This is a genomic window from Angustibacter sp. McL0619, assembly GCF_049994355.1.
Taxonomy (GTDB): domain Bacteria; phylum Actinomycetota; class Actinomycetes; order Actinomycetales; family Angustibacteraceae; genus Angustibacter.
Map to the genome: position 1 here is coordinate 1178223 of NZ_CP188257.1, position 19937 is coordinate 1198159.

General features: G+C 72.4%; 21 protein-coding genes. 8 read left to right on the forward strand and 13 right to left on the reverse strand.

The genetic code is table 11. From position 1 onward, the window contains the following. Nucleotides 1-21: 21 nt before the first annotated feature. Nucleotides 22-657: a hypothetical protein gene (locus tag ACPPVT_RS05160; protein WP_426565955.1), complete on the forward strand. Its 636-nt coding sequence runs from the start codon at nucleotides 22-24 to the stop codon at nucleotides 655-657. Here ACPPVT_RS05160 and ACPPVT_RS05165 read toward each other — a convergent pair whose 3' ends face one another. Beyond that, the gene (locus ACPPVT_RS05165) at nucleotides 658-2061 is read right to left on the reverse strand and encodes a class II fumarate hydratase (protein WP_426565956.1); all 1404 of its coding nucleotides are present in this window, start codon (nucleotides 2059-2061) and stop codon (nucleotides 658-660) included. A 60-nt stretch (nucleotides 2062-2121) separates the two neighbouring features. Between ACPPVT_RS05165 and ACPPVT_RS05170 the strand changes: the two genes are divergently transcribed. After that, nucleotides 2122-2751, forward strand: a complete 630-nt coding sequence (locus ACPPVT_RS05170; RefSeq protein WP_426565957.1) for a nucleoside/nucleotide kinase family protein — start codon at nucleotides 2122-2124, stop codon at nucleotides 2749-2751. Between the two features lie 13 nt (nucleotides 2752-2764). Here ACPPVT_RS05170 and ACPPVT_RS05175 read toward each other — a convergent pair whose 3' ends face one another. Both ACPPVT_RS05175 and ACPPVT_RS05180 read right to left on the reverse strand, forming a co-directional pair. Continuing rightward, nucleotides 2765-3415: a carbonic anhydrase gene (locus ACPPVT_RS05175; protein ID WP_426565958.1), complete on the reverse strand. Its 651-nt coding sequence runs from the start codon at nucleotides 3413-3415 to the stop codon at nucleotides 2765-2767. Continuing rightward, the gene (locus tag ACPPVT_RS05180; protein WP_426565959.1) at nucleotides 3412-4089 is read right to left on the reverse strand and encodes a DUF998 domain-containing protein; all 678 of its coding nucleotides are present in this window, start codon (nucleotides 4087-4089) and stop codon (nucleotides 3412-3414) included. Before ACPPVT_RS05180 ends, ACPPVT_RS05175 begins: the two co-directional genes overlap by 4 nt. A gap of 30 nt (nucleotides 4090-4119) precedes the next feature. On the opposite strand from ACPPVT_RS05180, the gene ACPPVT_RS05185 reads away from it, so the two are divergent. Both ACPPVT_RS05185 and ACPPVT_RS05190 read left to right on the forward strand, forming a co-directional pair. Then, a complete protein-coding gene (locus ACPPVT_RS05185) occupies nucleotides 4120-5841 on the forward strand; it encodes a phosphatidylglycerol lysyltransferase domain-containing protein (RefSeq protein WP_426565960.1) in 1722 nt (573 codons plus the stop codon). A 37-nt stretch (nucleotides 5842-5878) separates the two neighbouring features. Continuing rightward, nucleotides 5879-6250: a hypothetical protein gene (locus ACPPVT_RS05190; RefSeq protein WP_426565961.1), complete on the forward strand. Its 372-nt coding sequence runs from the start codon at nucleotides 5879-5881 to the stop codon at nucleotides 6248-6250. A gap of 37 nt (nucleotides 6251-6287) precedes the next feature. Here the strand turns inward: ACPPVT_RS05190 and ACPPVT_RS05195 are convergent, their stop codons facing one another. Next, nucleotides 6288-8006, reverse strand: a complete 1719-nt coding sequence (locus tag ACPPVT_RS05195) for a fumarate hydratase (protein ID WP_426565962.1) — start codon at nucleotides 8004-8006, stop codon at nucleotides 6288-6290. Between the two features lie 171 nt (nucleotides 8007-8177). Here ACPPVT_RS05195 and ACPPVT_RS05200 point away from each other — a divergent pair, with 171 nt between their 5' ends. After that, nucleotides 8178-10004, forward strand: a complete 1827-nt coding sequence (locus ACPPVT_RS05200; RefSeq protein ID WP_426565963.1) for a histidine kinase N-terminal 7TM domain-containing protein — start codon at nucleotides 8178-8180, stop codon at nucleotides 10002-10004. A gap of 12 nt (nucleotides 10005-10016) precedes the next feature. Here the strand turns inward: ACPPVT_RS05200 and ACPPVT_RS05205 are convergent, their stop codons facing one another. From ACPPVT_RS05205 to xseA, 6 genes are all read right to left on the reverse strand, one after another. Further along, nucleotides 10017-10961: a carbohydrate kinase family protein gene (locus ACPPVT_RS05205; protein WP_426565964.1), complete on the reverse strand. Its 945-nt coding sequence runs from the start codon at nucleotides 10959-10961 to the stop codon at nucleotides 10017-10019. Then, on the reverse strand, nucleotides 10937-11518 hold the full coding sequence (locus tag ACPPVT_RS05210; RefSeq protein ID WP_426565965.1) for a peroxiredoxin: 582 nt from the start codon (nucleotides 11516-11518) through the stop codon (nucleotides 10937-10939). The genes ACPPVT_RS05205 and ACPPVT_RS05210 overlap by 25 nt, the downstream gene beginning before the upstream one ends. Before the next feature lie 2 nt (nucleotides 11519-11520). Continuing rightward, nucleotides 11521-12567 (reverse strand): class II fructose-bisphosphatase, encoded by a 1047-nt coding sequence (gene glpX / locus ACPPVT_RS05215; protein WP_426565966.1) that lies wholly within the window; start codon nucleotides 12565-12567, stop codon nucleotides 11521-11523. A 67-nt stretch (nucleotides 12568-12634) separates the two neighbouring features. Then, nucleotides 12635-13231: a DUF4245 domain-containing protein gene (locus tag ACPPVT_RS05220; protein ID WP_426565967.1), complete on the reverse strand. Its 597-nt coding sequence runs from the start codon at nucleotides 13229-13231 to the stop codon at nucleotides 12635-12637. Beyond that, nucleotides 13228-13476 (reverse strand): exodeoxyribonuclease VII small subunit, encoded by a 249-nt coding sequence (locus tag ACPPVT_RS05225; protein WP_426565968.1) that lies wholly within the window; start codon nucleotides 13474-13476, stop codon nucleotides 13228-13230. The genes ACPPVT_RS05220 and ACPPVT_RS05225 overlap by 4 nt, the downstream gene beginning before the upstream one ends. A gap of 47 nt (nucleotides 13477-13523) precedes the next feature. Further along, nucleotides 13524-14759 (reverse strand): exodeoxyribonuclease VII large subunit, encoded by a 1236-nt coding sequence (xseA, locus tag ACPPVT_RS05230; protein ID WP_426565969.1) that lies wholly within the window; start codon nucleotides 14757-14759, stop codon nucleotides 13524-13526. Nucleotides 14760-14821: 62 nt separating this feature from the next. Between xseA and ACPPVT_RS05235 the strand changes: the two genes are divergently transcribed. Beyond that, nucleotides 14822-15817, forward strand: coding sequence for a 4-hydroxy-3-methylbut-2-enyl diphosphate reductase (locus ACPPVT_RS05235; protein WP_426565970.1), 996 nt, complete (start codon nucleotides 14822-14824; stop codon nucleotides 15815-15817). 37 nt (nucleotides 15818-15854) lie between these two features. Here the strand turns inward: ACPPVT_RS05235 and ACPPVT_RS05240 are convergent, their stop codons facing one another. Together ACPPVT_RS05240 and ACPPVT_RS05245 are read right to left on the reverse strand one after the other, a co-directional pair. After that, nucleotides 15855-17036 (reverse strand): DNA recombination protein RmuC, encoded by a 1182-nt coding sequence (locus ACPPVT_RS05240; RefSeq protein ID WP_426565971.1) that lies wholly within the window; start codon nucleotides 17034-17036, stop codon nucleotides 15855-15857. 78 nt (nucleotides 17037-17114) lie between these two features. Further along, nucleotides 17115-17303 carry a hypothetical protein gene (locus tag ACPPVT_RS05245; RefSeq protein ID WP_426565972.1) on the reverse strand — a complete coding sequence of 63 codons (189 nt, stop codon included), beginning with the start codon at nucleotides 17301-17303 and terminating at the stop codon, nucleotides 17115-17117. Between the two features lie 115 nt (nucleotides 17304-17418). Here ACPPVT_RS05245 and ychF point away from each other — a divergent pair, with 115 nt between their 5' ends. Together ychF and ACPPVT_RS05255 are read left to right on the forward strand one after the other, a co-directional pair. Beyond that, complete coding sequence (ychF, locus tag ACPPVT_RS05250) at nucleotides 17419-18504, forward strand: redox-regulated ATPase YchF (protein ID WP_426565973.1); 1086 nt, start codon at nucleotides 17419-17421, stop codon at nucleotides 18502-18504. 112 nt (nucleotides 18505-18616) lie between these two features. Continuing rightward, nucleotides 18617-18796 (forward strand): hypothetical protein, encoded by a 180-nt coding sequence (locus ACPPVT_RS05255; protein ID WP_426565974.1) that lies wholly within the window; start codon nucleotides 18617-18619, stop codon nucleotides 18794-18796. A 343-nt stretch (nucleotides 18797-19139) separates the two neighbouring features. On the opposite strand, the gene ACPPVT_RS05260 is transcribed toward ACPPVT_RS05255, so the two are convergent. Beyond that, nucleotides 19140-19928 carry an alpha/beta fold hydrolase gene (locus ACPPVT_RS05260; protein WP_426565975.1) on the reverse strand — a complete coding sequence of 263 codons (789 nt, stop codon included), beginning with the start codon at nucleotides 19926-19928 and terminating at the stop codon, nucleotides 19140-19142. Nucleotides 19929-19937: the final 9 nt, after the last annotated feature.

A 19937-nucleotide genomic window follows, 5' to 3' on the forward strand; every position in this document is an offset into this window, starting at 1 on the left:
ACGGCCGATGGAAGGTACTTCGTGATTCGACGCGCCCTGCGCCGGCCCCTGCTGTCCAGCATGACCGCCCTGGCCGCCACTGCCGCGGTGGCCGCGGGCATCGCCACGAACGAGAAGGAACCCGCCGAGGCGGTGAGCCCGCGCATGCAGGTGACCGCCGACGTCATCGCCGAACGCATCGAGGTCGACCCCCGCCCGATGGTCGCCCGACACAGGCTCGCTTCGGACGCCGCCCAGCACCGCGCCATGCTCGCCGCCGTCGCGAAGGCCAAGGCGGCCCGCCGCAAGGCCGCCAAGGCGCGCGCTGCCGCCCGTGAGCGGGCCAGCCGCGCCAAGGAGCGCGCCCGCCTGCAGTCGATGGACCCGCGCTCGATCGCCAGGAGCCTGCTCGGTGACTACGGCTTCAGCTCGGGCCAGTACGGCTGCCTCGACTCGCTCTGGCAGAAGGAGAGCGGCTGGAGCCTGCACGCGTCCAACGCCTCGTCCGGCGCCTACGGCATCCCGCAGGCCCTGCCCGGCAGCAAGATGGGCACGGTCGCCGGCGACTGGAGGACCAACCCGGTGACCCAGATCAAGTGGGGCCTGCAGTACATCCGCTCCAGCTACGGCTCGCCCTGCGCGGCCTGGTCGCACAGCCAGGGTTCCGGCTGGTACTGATCAGCTGGTCGGCCGGGCCATGGCGTCGACGTCCAGCGCGGCGTCCAGCTGCTGCTCGGTGAGCTCCCCGCGCTGCACGTAGCCGAGATCCAGCACGGCCTGCCGGATCGTCGTCCGGTCGGTCACCGCCTTCTTGGCCACCGCGGCGGCCGCCTCGTAGCCGATCACCCGGTTCAACGGGGTCACGACGGACGGCGAGGACTCGGCCAGCTCGCGGCAGCGCTCGACGTCCGCCACGAGCCCGTCCACGCACCCGTCGGCCAGCAACCGGCAGGCGGCGGCCAGCAGCCGGGTCGACTCGAGCACTGCGCGCCCCATGACCGGCATCATCACGTTCAGCTCGAAGCTGCCGCTGGCGCCGGCGAAGGTCACCGTCGCGTCGTGGCCGATGACCTGCGCGCAGACCTGCAGGGTGGCCTCGGGGAGCACCGGGTTGACCTTGCCGGGCATGATGCTCGACCCCGGCTGCAGATCTGGCAGCCGCAGCTCGCCCAGGCCGGTCCGCGGGCCCGAGCCCATCCACCGCAGGTCGTTGCACAGCTTGACCAGGCTCACCGCGACGGTGCGCAACTGCCCGGACAGCTCCACCAGGCCGTCCCGGGCACCCTGGGCCTCGAAGTGGTTGCGCGCCTCGCGCAGCGGCAGACCGGTGGCCGCGGCCAGCTCGGCGACGACCTGCTCGGCGAAACCGGGCGGGGTGTTGATCCCGGTGCCGACCGCCGTCCCGCCGAGCGGCACCTCGGCCAGCCTGGGCAGCGTCGAGCGCAGCCGCTCCACGCCGGCCAGCATCTGCGCCGCGTAGCCGTCGAACTCCTGACCCAGCGTCACCGGCACAGCGTCCATCAGGTGCGTCCGCCCGGCCTTCACGACGTCGGAGAACTCGGCAGCCTTGCGCCGCAACGACTCCGCGAGGTGCTCCAGTGCGGGCACCACGTCGTTCACCACGGCGTCGGTGGCGGCCAGGTGCAGGCCGGTGGGGAACGTGTCGTTGCTGGACTGCGACGCGTTCACCTGGTCGTTCGGGTGCACCGCACGCCCGAGCTCGGCGCTCGCCAGCCGGGCCAGCACCTCGTTGACGTTCATGTTGGTCGAGGTTCCCGAGCCGGTCTGGAACACGTCGATCGGGAACTGGTCGTCGTGCTCGCCGTCGATGACCTGCTGCGCCGCAACGACGATGGCGTCCGCGACGTCCTGGTCCAGCACTCCGAGCCGGGCGTTGACCCGCGCGGCGGCGCCCTTGATCCTGGCCAGCGCGTGGACCACGGCCGGCTCGACCGGCACCCCGGAGATGGGGAAGTTCTGCACGGCCCGCTGGGTCTGCGCACCCCACAGCGCGGATGCCGGAACCCGCACCTCGCCCATCGTGTCGTGCTCGACCCGGAACTGCTCGCTGCTGTCTGCCATGGCCCCATCCTGTCGCGCGCTGGCTTGCCGAGCACCCTGCATGGCGTCCAGCATGGCCGGGTGGACGTCGAGGGGCTGGCCGAGCGGGCGCGCGCCATCGTGGCGCGGGACGGCGGCCGCCGCGCGCTGCTCGGGATCACCGGGCCGCCGGGCGCGGGCAAGTCGACCGTCGCCGCGGACCTGGTCCGGACGCTGCGGCGCAGCGGGCTCGAGGCGGTGCTGGTCCCGATGGACGGCTTCCACCTCGCCCAGGCCAGGCTCGACGCGCTCGGCCTGGCTGACGTCAAGGGGGCGCCGCGGACCTTCGACGCCTGGGGGTACCACGCGTTGCTGGAACGCCTGCGGCGCAACGATTCCATCGTGGTCTACGCGCCGCAGTTCCGGCGCGAGATCGAGGAGCCGGTGGCCGGTGCGATCGCGGTGGGACCGGACGTCCAGGTGGTCCTCACCGAGGGCAACTACCTGCTCCTGGACGAGCAGCCGTGGTCCGGAGTGCGCGACCTGCTCGACGAGGTCTGGTACCTGGACCTGGACGTCGAGCTGCGCCGGCAGCGGCTGGCCGCCCGGCACCAACACTTCGGGCGCTCGGACGCCGAGTCCTGGCAGCGCACCCTGGGCAGCGACGAGGCCAACGCGCTGCTGGTCCAGGAGGGCATCGCCAGGGCCGACCTGGTCGTCCCGGTGCCCTAGGGCCGGTGACTGCTCAGTCCTCGATGTCGCTCGCACCGGCGACGTCGCCGATCACCTCGACGACGCTCACCCGGCCGTCGTCGAGCGCGTAGACCAGCCCGACCACAGCCAGCGCACCGCGCAGCACGGCGTCCGACAGCATCGCCGAACGGTCGACCAGCAGCCGCACGGTCTGCCGGACGTGCTCCGCCTCGACCTCCTCGGTGGAGCTGCGGCCGGCCCGCTGCGCGGCCAGCACGCTCGGGGTGACCCGCTCGACGATGTCCCGCACGAATCCGGCCGGCAGGATGCCGGACTCGACCGCGTCGATGGTCGCGCTGACCGCCCCGCACGAGTCGTGGCCGAGCACGACGACCAGCGGGATGGACAGGTAGCCGACGCCGAACTCGACGGAGCCGAGCACGCCGGAGTCCACCACGTGGCCTGCGGTACGCACCACGAAGAGCCGCCCGAGCCCCTGGTCGAAGACGATCTCGGCGGACACCCGTGAGTCACCGCAGCCGAAGACGAGGGCGAACGGGTGCTGGCTGACGGCGACCTCGGCCCGTCGCGCCAGGTCCTTGTCCGCGTTGGCCGAGTGGCCGCGGGCGAACCGCTCGTTGCCGGCCTGCAGCTCCGCCCAGGCCTGAGCCGGCGTCCGTCGTCCATCGCTCGCGTCGCTCACGACGGCATCGTCGCAGGTGCCCGGGCCCGGGCCGCGCGGTGGCCGTCCACCGACCAGCCGACCACGGCGTACCACGCTGACAGCACCACGATCTGCGCGCGCTGGGTCAGCCCCAGCATCGCGACCGCACCGGCCTGCTGGGTGGACACGAAGACCAGACCCAACGCTGCGGCCAGCACCCCGGCCACCAGGTGGCAGACCAGCTCGGCCCGTCGTCCCCGGCTGGCCGCCGCGAAAACCAGGCAGGCCAGCACCCCGCACGACGTCCCGACGCTGCTGATCAGGTCGTGCACGGCGTCGTCCAGGCCCTGGTCCACCAGCCGGGTCGGGCACGAGGCGTCGGTGGACATCGCGCAGTGCTCCGGGAAGAGCACGGCCAGCAACGTGGACGCCGCGAAGACCCCGAGCAGGACGGTGCCGGCCCGCCACGTCCGGGTGCGGCAGCACCGCCAGGCCAGCACCGCGAGCACCAGCAGCAGCACCGCCGACGTCGCATCCGCGGCCCGGAACGCCCAGAACAGCTCGCGCCCGCTGGTGGCCAGGTCGCTGACCATCGTGGTCATGATGGGCGAGCGGTGGGTCAGCACCAGCTCGAGCAGGAAGTTCACGTTGAGCAGGCCGGCCGCGACGCCCAACCACAGCCCCGTCCGGCGGGGGAGGGTGCCGCTGCTCACCGCATCATCATGCTCACTACCGTGGCGGCCGTGAACGAGGGGCGTTCGGACGGCGCGCGCAAGGCGGCCGCGAGCGAGGCGGGCTCGAACCGCGTCGCACCGCTGCGCAGCCGGGTGCCGTCGCTGGTCGCCTGGGTGGTCCGGGCGGTGTCGCTGCTGTCGCTGCTCTCGCTGTTCACCCGCACCGGCCCCCACCGGCGCGAGGTGCAGGACGCGGTGGTGGACGGCGCCACGATCGCGGTGGTGATCGTGCTGGCCGCCGTGATGCTCGTCGTGGCGCGCGGGATCGCCCGGCGCAAGCGTCGCGCCTGGCGGATCGTGCTCGGCCTGGTCGTGGTCGCCGCGCTGCTCTACCTGCGCGCCCACAACTGGGTCGCCGCCGGGCTCAACGTCTCGATGGCCGTGCTGCTGATCTGGACCCGGGCCGAGTTCTGGGCCCGCTCCGAGCCGTCTTCGCGGTGGCTGGCCCTGCGTGCCGGCCTGCTGACCGGGGCAGTCGCCTTCGGTGCCGGACTGGCGTTGACCGCCCGCACCGCACCCGACGCGGACAGCGTCGCCGTCCTCGGCCAGACCGTGCGGGGCCTGTTCGGGTTCTTCCCCGACCTGCCCTACCGCCGTCCCGAGCTCGCCGACCTGACCAACGTCGTACTGACCGGGCTGGGCGCGGCCACGGTGCTGATCGTGCTGGCCATCCTGCTCTCGCCACGGCGCAAGCCGGCCGAGCTGGGGGAGTCCGACGAGGCGCGGCTGCGCGAGCTGCTGGCCCGGCACGGCTCCCGCGACTCCCTCGGCTACTTCGCGCTGCGCCGGGACAAGTCGGCGATGTTCTCGCCCAGTGGGAAGGCAGCCATCGCCTACCGGGTGGTGGACGGCGTCACCCTCGCCTCGGGCGACCCGATCGGCGACCCGGAGGCCTGGCCCGGCGCGATCGCCGCCTGGCTGGGCGAGGCCGAGCGGTATGCCTGGACCCCGGGCGTGCTCGGGGCCAGCCAGAGCGGCGCCACCGCCTACGTCCGGGCCGGGCTGGACGCGCTCGAGGTCGGCGACGAGGCGGTGCTCGACCTGAGCACGTTCTCGCTGTCCGGGCGTGACATGCGCGGCATCCGCCAGGCCGTCTCGCGAGTGGAGCGAGCCGGCTATACGGCGGCCGTGGTCCGGCAGAAGGACCTGGACCCGACCGAGGTGGACGAGCTCGTGCGGGCCGCGGAAGCGCTGCGCGACGGGGACGTCGAACGCGGCTTCTCGATGGCCCTCGGACGGCTCGGCGACCCCCTCGACCCGGAGGTGGTGGTGGTCCGCGCCCGCGACGAGCAGGGCCGGCTGGTGGCCGTGCTGTCGCTGGTCCCGTGGGGCACGGACGGGCTGTCGCTGGACGTGATGCGGCGCTCGCGGTCCAGCGAGAACGGCACGATGGAGTTCCTGGTGGCCACGCTGGCCCGGCACGCAGCGGAGCTCGGCGTGCAGCGGGTGTCGCTGAACTTCGCGGTCTTCCGGTCGGCTCTGGAGCGGGGCGGTCAGGTAGGCGCCGGGCCGATCCTGCGGCTGTGGCGCTCGCTGCTGCTCAAGCTGTCCCGCTGGTGGCAGATCGAGTCGCTGTACCGGGCCAACGCCAAGTACCACCCGCGGTGGGAGCCGCGGATGGTGTGCTTCGGCCGGGGTGCCGACCTGCCCCGGGTAGCGGTCGCCGCGCTGCAGGCCGAGGCGTTCGTCGTCCGGCCCCGCCTGTCCCGCTGGCTGCGCCCCCGCCGCTGACCCACCCCCCCACGCAACGCGGGGTCCGCTGGAGGGAGTGCTGGCCGACGTCGCCGGCGGCGTGCAGAGCCTGGGTGAGCGGAACTTCGCGCGGCTCTGCCGGGATCGCGGGCTGCCTGAGCCGTCCCGGCAGGTGCGCCGGCGGCGCGGTGACGGCGTGATGTACCTGGACGTCCGGTGGGACCCGTGGGGCGTGGTGGCGGAGATCGACGGCGTCCATCACCTCGATGTCGGGCCCTGGATGGACGACACCCTGCGCCAGCACGTGGCCAGCATGGCCGGCAGCCAGCTGTTCCAGCGGATTCCCAACGTCGGTCTCCGGGTGATGCCGGACAGGTTCCTGGACCAGGTGGAGCAGGCCCTGCGCGCCGCCGGCTGCCCGCTGCGTCCGAAGCCTCGGCCGCAATAGCGACCAGTTCTTCCGACGCAAGGGGTGGGGGCGGCGGTCAGCTGCGGGGGCCGACCGGGATGGTGGTGGCCAGCGGCTTCGTGATGGTCGCGAAGAAGTCGTTTCCCTTGTCGTCGACCACGATGAACGCCGGGAAGTCCTCGACGTCGATCTTCCAGACCGCCTCCATCCCCAGCTCGGGGTACTCCAGGACCTCGACGTGCTTGATGCAGTCCTGCGCCAGCCGGGCCGCCGGCCCGCCGATCGAGCCGAGGTAGAAGCCGCCGTGCGCCGCGCAGGCCGCGGTCACCGCGCTGCTGCGGTTGCCCTTGGCCAGCATCACCAGCGACCCGCCGGCCGCCTGGAACTGCTCGACGTAGGAGTCCATCCGCCCGGCTGTGGTCGGCCCGAACGACCCCGACGCGTAGCCCTGCGGCGTCTTGGCCGGCCCGGCGTAGTAGACCGCGTGGTCGCGCAGGTACTGCGGCATCGGCTGGCCGGCGTCCAGCAGCTCCTTGATCTTGGCGTGCGCGATGTCCCGGGCCACCACGAGCGAACCGCTCAGCGACAGCCGCGTGGTCACGGGATAGCGGGACAGCTCGGCGCGGACCTCGACCATCGGCCGGTTCAGGTCGATCCGCACCACGTCGTCGCCGGACGTCGACTCGACCCGGGCGCGCTGGGCCAGCTCGGATGTCGCGAGGTGCTCCTCGGTCGTCTCCGGCAGGAACCGCGCGGGGTCGGTCTCCAGAGCCTCCAGGAACACCCCTTCGGCGGTGATCTTGCCCATCGCCTGGCGGTCGGCCGAGCAGGACACCGCGATCGCCACCGGGCAGGACGCACCATGCCGCGGCAGCCGCACGACCCGCACGTCGTGGCAGAAGTACTTGCCGCCGAACTGCGCGCCGATCCCGAACTCGCGGGTCATCTCGAGCACTTGCTGCTCCAGCTCGACGTCCCGGAACCCGTGCGCGGCAAGGGATCCGGACGTCGGCAGCGAGTCCAGGTACTTGGCCGAGGCGTACTTGGCGGTCTTCAGCGCGAACTCCGCCGAGGTGCCGCCGACCACGATGGCCAGGTGGTACGGCGGGCAGGCGGCGGTGCCCAGCGCTCGCAGCTTCTCGTCCAGGAAGCGGCGCATGCCGGCCGGGTTCAGCACGGCCTTGGTCTCCTGGAAGAGGAACGACTTGTTGGCCGAGCCGCCGCCCTTGGCCATGAACAGGAACTTGTACGTCGTCTCGTGCCCCGGGGTGGTGTCGGCGTACAGCTCGATCTGCGCCGGAAGGTTCGACCCGGTGTTCTTCTCTTCCCACATGCTCAGCGGCGCGAGCTGGCTGTAACGCAGGTTCAGTCGGGTGTAGGCGTCGAAGACGCCCTGGGACAGCGCCTGCTCGTCGGTGCCGGCGGTGAGCACGTGCTGCCCGCGCTTGCCCATCACGATCGCGGTGCCGGTGTCCTGGCACATCGGCAGCACCCCGCCGGCCGCGATGTTCGCGTTCTTCAGCAGGTCCAGCGCGACGAACTTGTCGTTGTTGCTGGCTGCGGGGTCGTCCAGGATCGAACGAAGCTGGGCCAGGTGCGCCGGGCGCAGGTAGTGCGCGATGTCGTGCATCGCGGTGTCGGTGAGCAGCCGCAGCGCCTCGGCGTCCACCTCCAGGAAGGTCCGCCCGCCCGGGCCGTCCACTGCGCGCACGCCCTGGCTGGTCAGCAGGCGGTACTGCGTGGTGTCGCTGCCGATCGGCAGCAGGTCCTCGTAGACGAACTCGGGCTCGGGCATCGCAGACCTCTGGCTTGGCGGATGTCAAGGGCGATCCCAGATTACCTACCGCGCCGGTCACGAGCTCGCGCCGCTCTGGCCGTACCGTTCACGAAACTCGGTGGGAGGTTCACCGGTTCGCCGGATGCCCTGCCGCCCCACCGTCGATTATCTTGGCGGCGGAGGGGTGACGTGAGCAACGATCTGGTCGCGCTGTCGGTCGTCCTGGGTCTGGTTGCCGCAGGCTACCTCGCCGTGGCCGGCTACGTGTGGAGCCACCGGCGGGTGGCGGGCGGGCCTGCGCTGACCGTGCTGCTGCTCGCGGCCGGCGTGTGGACCGTGTGCAACGCGGTCGAGGTGGCGCTGCCGGACCCCGCCGACCAGGCGGTGTGGGGCGACATCAAGTACGTCGGGATCGTCCTGCTGCCACCGGCCCTGCTGGTGTTCGCGCTGGAGTACACCGGCCGGATCCGGTCGCTGACCCTGACGAACCTCGCGCTGCTGTCGATCGAGCCGGTCGTGGTGCTCGGTGCGCTGTCGATCCCGGCGACCCAGCACCTGGTCCGCTCCGTCCCGGCGGACGCGCCCTACGGCGAGTACGCGGTGGCGCAGACTGGACCGCTGTTCTGGGTGAACGCCGTCTACAGCTACGCGCTGGTGTCGGTGGCGATCGGGCTGATCGTGGTGGCGACGCTGGCGGTGACCCGCCGCCGAGCCGGTGCCTGGCTGCTGGTCGGCTCCTGCGTGCTGCCCCTGCTGCTGAACATCGCCTACAACTTGGGCTTCGAGGAGTACTTCCCGATCGACCCGACGCCGATCGGCTTCAGCGTCGCGGGCTTCGTGCTGGTGTGGGGCTTCTTCCGGTTCAAGCTGTCGGACCTCGTGCCGATGGGTCGCAAGCAGGTCGTCGAGCAGCTCCCGGACGCCGTCCTGGTGCTGGACCTGCAGGGCCGCATCGTCGACGTGAACCCCGCGGCGGCGTCCCTGGTCGGCGAACGGGAGTCCACGCTGGTCGGCCGTGAGGTGCACGACGTGCTGAGCCAGCTGTCCGGGCTCTTCGAGTCCACGCCGCTGCAGGAGGCGGCCTCCACGACCGCCCGGGCGCGCGGCCGGGACGGTGGCGTGCTCGACCTGGCGGTGACCCTGAGCCCGCTACCCGGTGGCGGCGCGCCGTCGTCCGGCCGGCTCGTCGTGCTGCGTGACGTCACCGCGCAGCGGGACGTCGAGCGCCGGCTGCGTGAGCTGGTGGCCGAGCGCACGGGCATCATCGAGACGCTGCGCCGCGGTCTGTACCCGCTGCGGCTGCCCGAGATCCCCGGTCTGCAGGTGGCTGCGGTGCTCGACCCCGCCGAGGCGGAGACGAGCATCGGCGGCGACTTCCTGGACGTTCGCACGATCGGCTCCGGCCGGTGGGCGCTGATGCTCGGTGACGTGGTCGGCAAGGGCGCGGGGGCGGCGACGCTCACTGCGCTCGCCCGGCACACCACGATCGCGCTGACCGCGCTGGGCTGGCTGCCCTCACGGGTGCTGGCGCGCGTCAGCGACGCGATCTCGGATGACAGCGGTCTCGACCCGGCCGGGGACGTGCGGTTCTGCACGATGGCCCTGGCCACGGTCGAGCCGGGGGAGGATTCGGCGGAGGTCCTGCTCTCGCTGGGCGGCCACCCACGGCCGATGTTCGTCAGCGACCGCGGCGTGGTCAGCGAGGTGGGTGTGCCGGGCAGCCTGCTCGGGGTGCTGTCCGACCCCGAGCTGCACGACGTCCGGCTCGGGCTGCGCCCCGGGGAGTACCTGGTGATGTTCAGCGACGGCGTGACCGAGGCCCGCCGCGGGATGGAGGCGTTCGGCGAGCAACGGCTGATCGAGCTGCTGTCCCGGCTGGCCGGGACGCCGCCGGCGCACATCGTGCACGAGGTGGTGGGTTCGGTCCGGGCCTTCTCGGCCCAGGAGGAGCACCGGGACGACATCGCCGTGCTGGTGGTCGGGGTGCCCACCCCGGACGCCGAGCCCGGGCGGTAGCTGAGCTGGCTGCTAGCCGAGCTCGGCGCGGTGCGGCGGGTTCGATCCGGCCCGCCCGCAGGTGATGGAGGACGTTCGGGTCGCGCGGTCCAGAGCAGCCCGGACGACGTCGTCCCCAGCCGCGTCGAGGGCCGACCGGCAACCGCGTCCGAGCACACCCTGGTCGGCCAGCCCGGACAGCAGGCCGGACATGAAGGAGTCGCCGGCACCGACCGTGTCGACCACCTGGACCGGTTGTGGCGCAACGGTCATCGGCTCTGCCGATCCGGCTCCCCGCCAGGCCAGCGCGCCCTCGCCGCCGCGGGTGACGACCACCAGTGCCGGGCCCGTGGTGGCCCAGTGCGCGGCCACTCGTTGGGTGCTGCCCGGGCCGTAGAGCCACTCGAGGTCCTCCTCGCTGGCCTTGACCACGTCGCTGGAGGCGACCAGCGCCTCGACGCCGGGCCGTTCTGCGTCGGCCGTGCCGATGATCTGCGGGCGCAGGTTCGGGTCGTAGGACGTCGTCGCGCCGAGGGCGTGCGCCGCGCTGACCGCTACCTGCACCGCCGCGGCGCCCGGCCCCAAGGCCGCGGCGATCGATCCGGTGTGCACGTGCTCGGCGGCGGAGACGTCCAGCGGCGGCAGGTCCCAGACCAGGTCGAAGACGTAGCTGGCCGAGCCGCCCGCGTCCAACGTCGCGGTGGCCGTCGACGTCCGGGACCGGGACTGCCAGCCGTAGGCGAGCCGAACGCCGTCGGACTCCAGCGCGGTGCGAACCAGCGCGCCGTCCGGGTCGTCGCCGAGCCGGGTGGCGAACTGCACGCTGTGACCGAGCCGGGCCAGTCCCATCGCGACGTTCGCCGGGCTGCCCCCGACGTAGCGGTGCACGTCGTCCTGCGAAGGCCGCACCACCACGTCGACCAGCGACTCGCCGACCACGAGCAACGGGGTGCTCACCGCGGGTTCGAGCGCAGCCACGCCAGCACCTCCTCGCCGTGCGCATCGGGCGGGAACACGGGGTAGAAGCAGTGCGTCACCGCGGCGTCGTCGACGACCAGCGTGAGGCGCCGCAGCAGGGTCAGCCCGCCCGCCTCGAAGGTCGGCAGCCGCAGCGCCCGCGCCAGCTCGAGGCCCTCGTCGGACAGCAGCGGGTAGGGCAGGTGCAGCCGCTGGACGACCTCGAGCTGGTCGTCCGTCGGCTGGGTTGACAGGCCGAGCACCCGGTCGGCGCCGGCGTCGCGCAGCTCGGCGTGCAGGTCGCGCATCGAGCAGGCCTGCGGCGTGCAGCCGCGGGCACCGGGGATCCGGTCCCACTCCGGTACCAGCGGCGCGGTGTCCGGACGACCGGTGCGCGGGTAGGCGTACAGCACAGTGCGTCCGGCCAGGCTCGCGACGTCCACGGTCCCACCGTCGGTCGCGGCCAGCGCCACCGACGGCACCGCGGCGCCGGGCAGGTGGTCGGCGGCGCCGTCGTCGGTCGGGACGGGCAGGTCGTCCGGCAACCGGGTGGGGTCGTAGCCAGGCTGGGTGGCCATGCTCAGCGTCCGTGCTCGAAGTCCACCGAGCTGTAGGCCCGCAGCTTGCTCAGCCGGTGGTGGCTCTCGATCACCCTGATGGTGCCGCTCTTGGACCGCATCACCAACGAGTGCGTGGTCGCGCCGCCGGCCCGGTAGCGCACCCCACGCAGCAGCTCGCCGTCGGTGATGCCGGTGGCGACGAAGAAGACGTTGTCCCCGCTGACCAGGTCGTCGGTGTGCAGCACGCGGTCCAGGTCGTGGCCGGCGTCCAGGGCGCGATGGCGCTCGGCGTCGTCCTTCGGCCAGAGCCGGCCCTGGATGGTGCCGCCGAGGCACTTGATCGCGCAGGCCGAGATGATCCCCTCGGGCGTGCCGCCGATGCCGAGCAGCAGGTCGACGCCGGTGTCGGGTCGGGCCGCCATGATGGCGCCGGCGACGTCGCCGTCCGAGATCAGCCGGATCCGCGCGCCGGTGGCCCGGACCTCCTCGATCAACTGCTGGTGCCGTGGCCGGTCCAGGATGACCACGGTGACGTCCTCGGGCTCCTCGTTCTTCGCCTTGGCGACCCGGGCGATGTTCTCCGCGACCGGTGCGGTGATGTCCACGACGTCGGCCGCGTCGGGGCCGGTGACCAGCTTGTCCATGTAGAAGACCGCGCTGGGGTCGTACATGGCGCCGCGCTCGGCCACGGCCAGGACGGCGATCGCACTGGGCTGGCCGTTGGCGGTCAGGCTGGTGCCGTCGATCGGGTCGACCGCGACGTCGCAGTCCGCGCCGGTGCCGTCGCCGACCCGCTCGCCGTTGAACAGCATGGGGGCGTCGTCCTTCTCGCCCTCGCCGATCACGACGACCCCGTTCATCGACACCGTGCCGATGAGCTTGCGCATCGCGTTGACGGCAGCGCCGTCCGCGCCGTTCTTGTCGCCGCGCCCGACCCAGCGGCCGCCGGCCATGGCGGCGGCCTCGGTGACCCGGACCAGCTCCAGCGCCAGGTTGCGGTCCGGCTCCTCGGCGGACACGCGCAGGCTCTCGGGGAGCGCGCCCGGGGTGGTCAGGTCGTCGGGCATGGTTCTCCTCGCGTGGGGCCGGTGGGCGGGGCGGGGTGCGTGCCGACTCTATCGGGCTGGTGGCGGCTCAGCCGGGCGGGCGCAGGCTCTCTGCCAGTACGGCGAGATCGTCGAAGGAGGCTGTGCCGGTGACGATCGTGGTCACCGCACCGTTGGTGTGCACCAGGCTGTTCTGGTTGGCCCGCCCACCTGCGTAGCGCTGCCAGGTCTGGCCGGCCACCTCCTGGGTGCCGACCGTGGGCGCCCGGTTGGTCTGCTGGGTGACCCACGCCTGCGGAGCGTCCTTGCCCTGCTCGAACGCCGCGTACTGCTGGTCCGGCGTCTGGAAGCCGGCGTGCCAGGTGATCACGTCGGCGGTGGACCTGGTGGTGCGCACGCTGGTGGCGCGCCAGCCGTCCGGTAGCCCGACCGGCACGGACGGGGTGAAGTCCACCTGAGCCGCTGCGGCCCTGGCTCCCAGCGGGACGTCGACCGGCGGCTGGGTGACCTGGTTGACCCGAGGCACGAGCAGGATGAGCACGAACGCGATGCCGAGCACGACAGCCAGCGAGAGCACCATCGAGGTCCAGGGCGCACGGGCGCGGCGCAGCCGACGCTGGGCTGCAAGGTCGGCCGCCTGCTCGAGCTCGCTGCTCGGGGCCGGGGCAGGCTGAGGGTTGCTCACGACTCCATGGTGCCTGATCGCTGCTTGGCCGCCTCCAGCCGCTCGCGGGCGCCGTCCAGCCAGCTCTGGCACCGGGCGGCCAGCGCCTCGCCGCGCTCCCACAGGTCGAGCGACTCCTCGAGGCTGGCCCCGCCCGTCTCGAGCCGGCGCACGACGTCCACCAGCTCGTCGCGCGCCTGCTCGTAGGACAGTGCTGCGACGTCCTGGTTCTTCTGGTCGGCGTCGTTCTTCTGCTTGGCGGCCACCCGCCGACCCTAGCCTGGCCCGCCAACGACCTGCGCCGTCCAGGCAGTCAGTCGGCGTGCGCCGCGAGCTCCCCTCCGGCGACCCGCAGGCGCAGCGAGGCCCCCGCCGCGACGTCGTCGGGGGAGCGGACGACGTGCCCGTCCGCGCGCTGGACGACGGCGTACCCGCGCTGCAACGTCGCCGCCGGCGACAGGGCGGTGACCTGGACGTGCAGGTGCCGGACGGCGTCGACCGCTCGGTCGAGCCGGGCGGACAGCGCCTGCCGGGCCCGGTGGGTGGCGGACTCGACCTCTTGCGCGCGGCTGTCCAACAGGGTGTGCGGGCTCGCCAGGACGGGGCGCGAGCGCAGGGCGTCCAGCGTGGCCTGCTCGCGGTCGACCCGGTGACCGACAGCACGGCGCAGCCGGTCGGTCGCGGCCTGCACCGCGGCCAGCTCTTCGCCGACGTCCGGCACCACGAGGCGCCCGGCGTCGGTGGGGGTGGACGCGCGGACGTCGGCGACGAGGTCGAGCAGCGGGCTGTCCACCTCGTGACCGATGGCGCTGACCACGGGGGTCCTGGCCGCTGCGACGGCACGCACCAAGGCCTCGTTGCTGAACGGCAGCAGGTCCTCCAGTGAGCCGCCGCCACGCGCGATCACGATCACCTCGACCTCGGGGTCGGCGTCCAGCTCGAGCAGGGCGGCCCGGACCTCGCTCACCGCGTTGGGTCCCTGCACCGCGACCTCCCGGATGGCGAACTCGACCGCCGGCCAGCGTCGGCGCGCGTTCTCGACCACATCGCGCTCGGCCGCACTCGCCCGGCCGCAGACCAGACCGACGCGGCCCGGCAGGAAGGGCAGCGCCTTCTTGCGGCTGGCGGCCAGCAGCCCCTCGGCGAGCAGCAGCCGTTTGAGGTGCTCGACCCGAGCCAGCAGCTCGCCGACGCCGACCGGGCGGATCGCGTCGGCGTTCAGCTGCAGGGTGCCGCGCTTGACCCAGAAGTCGGGCTTGGCGTGCACGACGACGCGGGCGCCGTCCACCAGGTCCGTGCCCAGGGCGTCGAGCACCCGCACGTTGGTGGTCACCGGCAGCGAGAAGTCGACGTCCGCGTCGCGCAGCGTGAGAAAGGCCACGTTCTGGCCCGGCCGCCGAGTGAGCTGGACGACCTGCCCCTCGATCCAGACCGGCGGCATCTTCGCCACGTAGTCGGCCATCTTCGTGCTCAGCAGCCGCACCGGCCACGGTTGCTCCGCCGTGGTCTCGCGGGCGAACTCCGGAACCTTGCGGGGCTGCTCGCTCACGTCGCAACCCTACGCAGCCGGGCTCGCAGGGCGCTCGGACGCCCGACACCTACGATGGGTGGGTGACTGGACAGACGAAGCGCGTGCTGCTCGCCGCTCCCCGTGGCTACTGCGCCGGGGTGGACCGCGCCGTGGTCGCGGTGGAGAAGTCGCTCGACCTGTACGGCGCGCCGGTGTACGTGCGCAAGCAGATCGTGCACAACAAGCACGTGGTGATGACCCTGGAGAAGCGCGGCGCGATCTTCGTGGACGAGACCGACCAGGTTCCCGAGGGGGCGACGGTGGTGTTCTCGGCGCACGGGGTCGCTCCGTCGGTGCACGTGGAGGCCGAACGGCTGTCGCTGAAGACCATTGACGCGACCTGCCCGCTGGTCACCAAGGTGCACAACGAGGCCGTGCGCTTCGCCGGTGAGGACTTCGACATCCTGCTGATCGGCCACGAAGGCCACGAGGAGGTCGTCGGCACCGCCGGTGAGGCGCCGGCGAACATCCAGCTCGTCGACGGCCCGGACGACGTGCCGAACGTAACGGTGCGCGACCCCGAGCGGGTGGTGTGGCTGTCCCAGACCACGCTGTCGGTGGACGAGACGATGGAGACGGTTCGCCGGCTGCGCGATCGGTTCCCCAGCCTGCAGGACCCGCCCAGCGACGACATCTGCTACGCCACCCAGAACCGCCAGGTCGCGGTGAAGCAGATCGCCCCGCAGGTCGACCTGATGCTGGTGGTCGGCTCGACCAACTCCTCGAACTCGGTGCGGCTGGTCGAGGTGGCGCTGGAGCACGGCGCCCGCGCCGGTCACCTGGTGGACTATGCCGACGAGATCGACCCGTCCTGGCTGGACGGGGTGACCACGGTGGGGTTGACCAGCGGCGCGAGCGTTCCCGAGGTGCTGGTCCGCGACGTCCTGGCGTGGCTGGCTGAGCGCGGCTACGGCGAGGTCGACGAGGTCGTCTCGGCTCAGGAGAGCCTGCTGTTCTCGTTGCCGCGCGAGCTGCGCCGCGACCTGAAAGCGGCCGAGGCCGCGCAGGCCGCCCAAGGCGCGCAGGCGCTCACCTGAGCACTCGTCCCGCGCGCTGCTGACTGGCCGGGTCGGCTCAACCAACGTCACGGCGGGCGGGGGGCTCGTCGGGCCGGTCCGTCGTGCCGTCCACCAGCCCGCGGTCGCCCAGCAGCAGCTCGACGGCGGTCAGCGCCCGTGGCGTCGTCTCGATCGGTGCCACCTGGGGCAGCGTCTGGTCGGTCAGGTCGAGGTCGTTCATCCGTCGCGCGGTCACCAGCACCCGCCGCTCCAGGGTGCCGACGAGCGCGTTGTAGTCCTCGACCGCGCGGTGCAGGGTGCGGCCCAGCTTCATCGAGTGCTCGCCCAACGTGCCGATCCGGCTGTACAGCTCTTTGCCCACCTCGAACAGCTCGCGGGCGTTGCCGGACAGCGCGTCCTGCTGCCAGGTGAACGCCACGGTGCGCAGCAGCGCCAACAGGGTCGCGGGGGAGGCCAGTACCACCCGACGGCCCATGGCCGCCTCGTGCAGGCCGGGATCGGCGTCCAGCGCGGCCGCCAGGATCGCGTCGCCCGGCACGAAGCAGACCACCATCTCCGGGGTCGGGGTGAAGGCCTGCCAGTAGGCGCGCGCCGCGAGGACGTCGACGTGGCCGCGCAGCGCCTTGGCGTGCGCCCCGAGCAGCCGTCGCCGCTCGGTCTCGTCGTCGCAGTTGCTGGCGTCCAGGAACGCGGTCAGCGGAGCCTTGGCGTCGACCACGAGCTGCTTGCCGCCGGGCAGTCGGACCACCAGGTCGGGCCGGACCACCCCGCCGTCCGGTGACCTTGCGGAGGCCTGCTCGACGAAGTCGACCCGGGCCAGCATCCCGGCGTGCTCGACGACCCGGCGCAGCTGGGTCTCACCCCAGGTGCCGCGGGTGTTGGAGGAGCGCAGCGCCCCGACCAGCGCGGCGGTCTGCCCGCGCAGTGCCTCACCCGAGGCGGCGACGGCCATCAGCTGTTCGTCGAGCCGGGCGAACTGCTCGACCCGGTCGCGTTCGAGCACACCGACCTGCCGCTCGACCCTGGTCAGGCTGTCGCGCAGCGGACCGAGCACCGACGCGAGCTCGCGGTCCTGGCTGGACTCGGCCTCGAGGTCGACCACCCGTCGCCGCAGCAGCTCGCGCTCGGCCTCGCCGGCAGCCGTGTGCACCAGTGCCCAGGCGCGCGCGCCGAAGGCACCGAGCAACCCGCCGAGCGCGAGGCCGGCAAGCAGTGCGAAGAGGATCCACCCGTTCATGTCGGCCACCCTGGCAGCGGGCACCGACAGCGAGGCCGGTGCCGTTGGGGTCGTGGACTGCGCAGCCGGTCGCCGCGGCTAGAGACGGACCTTCTGCCGGGCGGGCGGGTGTCCGGTCGCGAGATCGCTCGCACGAAGACGCGCGAGATCCCGCTCAGCGGCCGCGACGACGCGGCGTGCGGCGGACAGGGCACGAAAACCCAGCCCGCCGACCAAGGCACCCACCAGCAGCGCCACCAGCAGCTCGGCGGCGATTGAGGCATCCATGCCGGGCAATGTCCCACCCGAATGGCCCAATGGCACGCAAGCCGCTCGGCATGTCGTCCCGTCGTTCTCGGCGCGTGGTCGGGCACGCTCGCGCGGCCGGTAGACTCTCGTCCTCGTGGCCCTCACCATCGGAATCGTCGGACTGCCCAACGTCGGCAAGTCCACCCTGTTCAACGCCCTCACCAAGAACGAGGTGCTCGCCGCGAACTACCCGTTCGCGACCATCGAGCCCAACGTCGGTGTGGTCCCGCTGCCGGACGAGCGGCTGCCCAAGCTGGCCGAGGTCTTCGGCAGCGCCCGGATTCTGCCTGCGACGGTCTCGTTCGTCGACATCGCCGGCATCGTGCGCGGCGCCAGCGAGGGTGAGGGACTGGGCAACAAGTTCCTGGCCAACATCCGCGAGGCCGACGCGATCTGCCAGGTGATCCGCGCCTTCGGCGACCCGGACGTCGTGCACGTGGACGGCAAGGTCGACCCGGCGTCCGATATCGAGACGATCCACACCGAGCTGATCCTGGCCGACCTGCAGACCCTCGAGAACGCGATCCCGCGGCTCGAGAAGGAGGTCAAGGGCAAGAAGACAGACGCCAGGGTGCTCGAGGGTGCCAGGGCGGCGCGGGCGATCCTCGAGCAGGGCACGACGCTGTACGCGGGCGGTGCGGCCGCTGGGATCGACCCGGCTGACGTGCGCGAGCTGTCACTGCTCACCGCGAAGCCGTTCATCTACGTGTTCAACGTGGACGAGGACGGGCTGGCGGACGAGGCGTTGATGGCGTCCCTGCGCGAGCTGGTCGCGCCGGCCGAAGCGATCTTCCTGGACGCCAAGGTCGAGGCCGAGCTGGCCGAGCTGGATCCCGAGGACGCCGCCGAGCTGCTTGCCGGCATCGGCCAGGACGAGGCCGGGCTGGACCAGCTGGCCCGGGTGGGCTTCGCGACGCTGGGGCTGCAGACCTATCTGACGGCGGGTCCGAAGGAGACGCGCGCCTGGACGATCCACCAGGGCTGGACGGCGCCGCAGGCCGCAGGGGTGATCCACACCGACTTCCAGCGCGGGTTCATCAAGGCCGAGATCGTCTCGTTCGACGAGATCGTCGCAGCCGGCTCGATGGCCGAGGCCAAGTCCCGCGGCAAGGTGCGGATCGAGGGCAAGGACTACGTGATGGCGGACGGCGACGTCGTGGAGTTCCGCTTCAACGTATAAGCCGGTCTCTGTCCTGCGGCGATATGGCTCTGACCTGCGGGTATGTGTTCGCCAACGCCCAGCGAGCGTTACCCGCTTCCGCATCCGTTTGACGATCTGGTGGCATCCGTCCGTGGTAGCAACCCGCACGACCCCCGGCAGTGCCGCCCAGCACGCCGGTGCGGTCGCCGAGCTGCAAGCGCGGGTCGCGCTCGCCCAGGAAAAGACGGCGGGCCGACTCGTCTTCGCGACATGGGCACTCGTCATCGCGACCGGTTTACTCATCGTCGCCACGATCACGCTCGGCGGCTAGCGCAGAAGGCCAGGAGGACGACGACATGGACTCAACGACGGTCGCGCTCGCCAGCGTCGTGTCGGGCGCCGCCGTCGCGATCTGCGGCCTGCGACGTCCACTTCGGCCCGCCGAAGACGCCGTCGAGCGTCCGCACGATGCCCGTGCCGACGTTCGCCCGGAAGGCCGCGACCCCGAACCGAGATCCCCTCGGACCGGGCGAGCACGCGCACTGCACCGACTTCGTGGTCCTGGCCAGCCTCGTCTCGGCTCGCGCTTCCGGGAGACTGAGCTGGTGAAGAAAGGACCGGCGAAGCTGAATGGCTCCGCGCCGTGATCAACTTCGACGATCATCCACGACGTTCTAGCCGAGGAATCCGGCGATCTGGGCGAGCGCACGGCGGTCGCGCGCCACGCTGATGTGCCCGCGCCGGGCGAAGACGGATAACCGGCTCCGCGGGATCAACGCGGCAGTCTCGGCGAACAGGGCTGGGCTGTAGAACCGGTCGCGTCCACCGGCCACGATCAGCGTCGTCGCTGTGATCTGGCCCGCGCAGCGGGCGAGGTCGAACTCGTCCTCTGCCTCGAGGGTGGCGAGCAGGTCCGCGCGGGCGGCCGGTGTGGCGAGAAGTCGCCGTCCAGCCAGCCAGCCGGCGCCCCGGGCGACCGGACCGGCCCAGGGAACCAGCGCGGCCGCCGCGACCGCGGCGGCCTGCCGATCGCGCCCGGCACGCAGCTCGGCGGCCATCGCCGCCTGCCCGTCGCGGCCGGTTGGCCCGAGCCGGCAGGCGCTGCTGATCAGCACCAGGCGGCGCACTGTGTCCGGGTGCTCGGCCGCGAGCTGCTGGGCGATGCTGCCCCCGGTCGAGACCCCGACGACGTCGGCCGGCTGGTCGAACTCGGCGCGCAGTGCCTCGGCGTGCTCCTGTGCCAGCCGGGCCATCGTCAGATCGCCTGGCAGGCCGGGCCGACGGTTGAGCGCAAGCAGTCGGCGGCGGTTCTCCAGCTGCCGCACGGGAGCCAGCACCGAGCGCACGAAACCGTCGCCCTGGACGCCGGTCGACGGTGACAGCCCAGCCAGCACGACGACCGGACTGCCGGAGCCGACCGCCGCCCAGGGCAGGGAGCCCATGACTCCGCGTTCGATCTGCACGTCTGCCAC

Bases quoted from the DNA above. Each gene is read 5' to 3' on its own strand.
- ACPPVT_RS05195 (WP_426565962.1), bottom strand. From the start codon at position 8,006: ATGCCCGAGCCCGAGTTCGTCTACGAGGACCTGCTGCCGATCGGCAGC.
- ACPPVT_RS05210 (WP_426565965.1), bottom strand. From the start codon at position 11,518: ATGGCCACCCAGCCTGGCTACGACCCCACCCGGTTGCCGGACGACCTG.
- ACPPVT_RS05240 (WP_426565971.1), bottom strand. From the start codon at position 17,036: ATGAACGGGTGGATCCTCTTCGCACTGCTTGCCGGCCTCGCGCTCGGC.
- ACPPVT_RS05245 (WP_426565972.1), bottom strand. From the start codon at position 17,303: ATGGATGCCTCAATCGCCGCCGAGCTGCTGGTGGCGCTGCTGGTGGGT.
- ACPPVT_RS05165 (WP_426565956.1), bottom strand. From the start codon at position 2,061: ATGGCAGACAGCAGCGAGCAGTTCCGGGTCGAGCACGACACGATGGGC.
- glpX (WP_426565966.1), bottom strand. From the start codon at position 12,567: ATGCCCGACGACCTGACCACCCCGGGCGCGCTCCCCGAGAGCCTGCGC.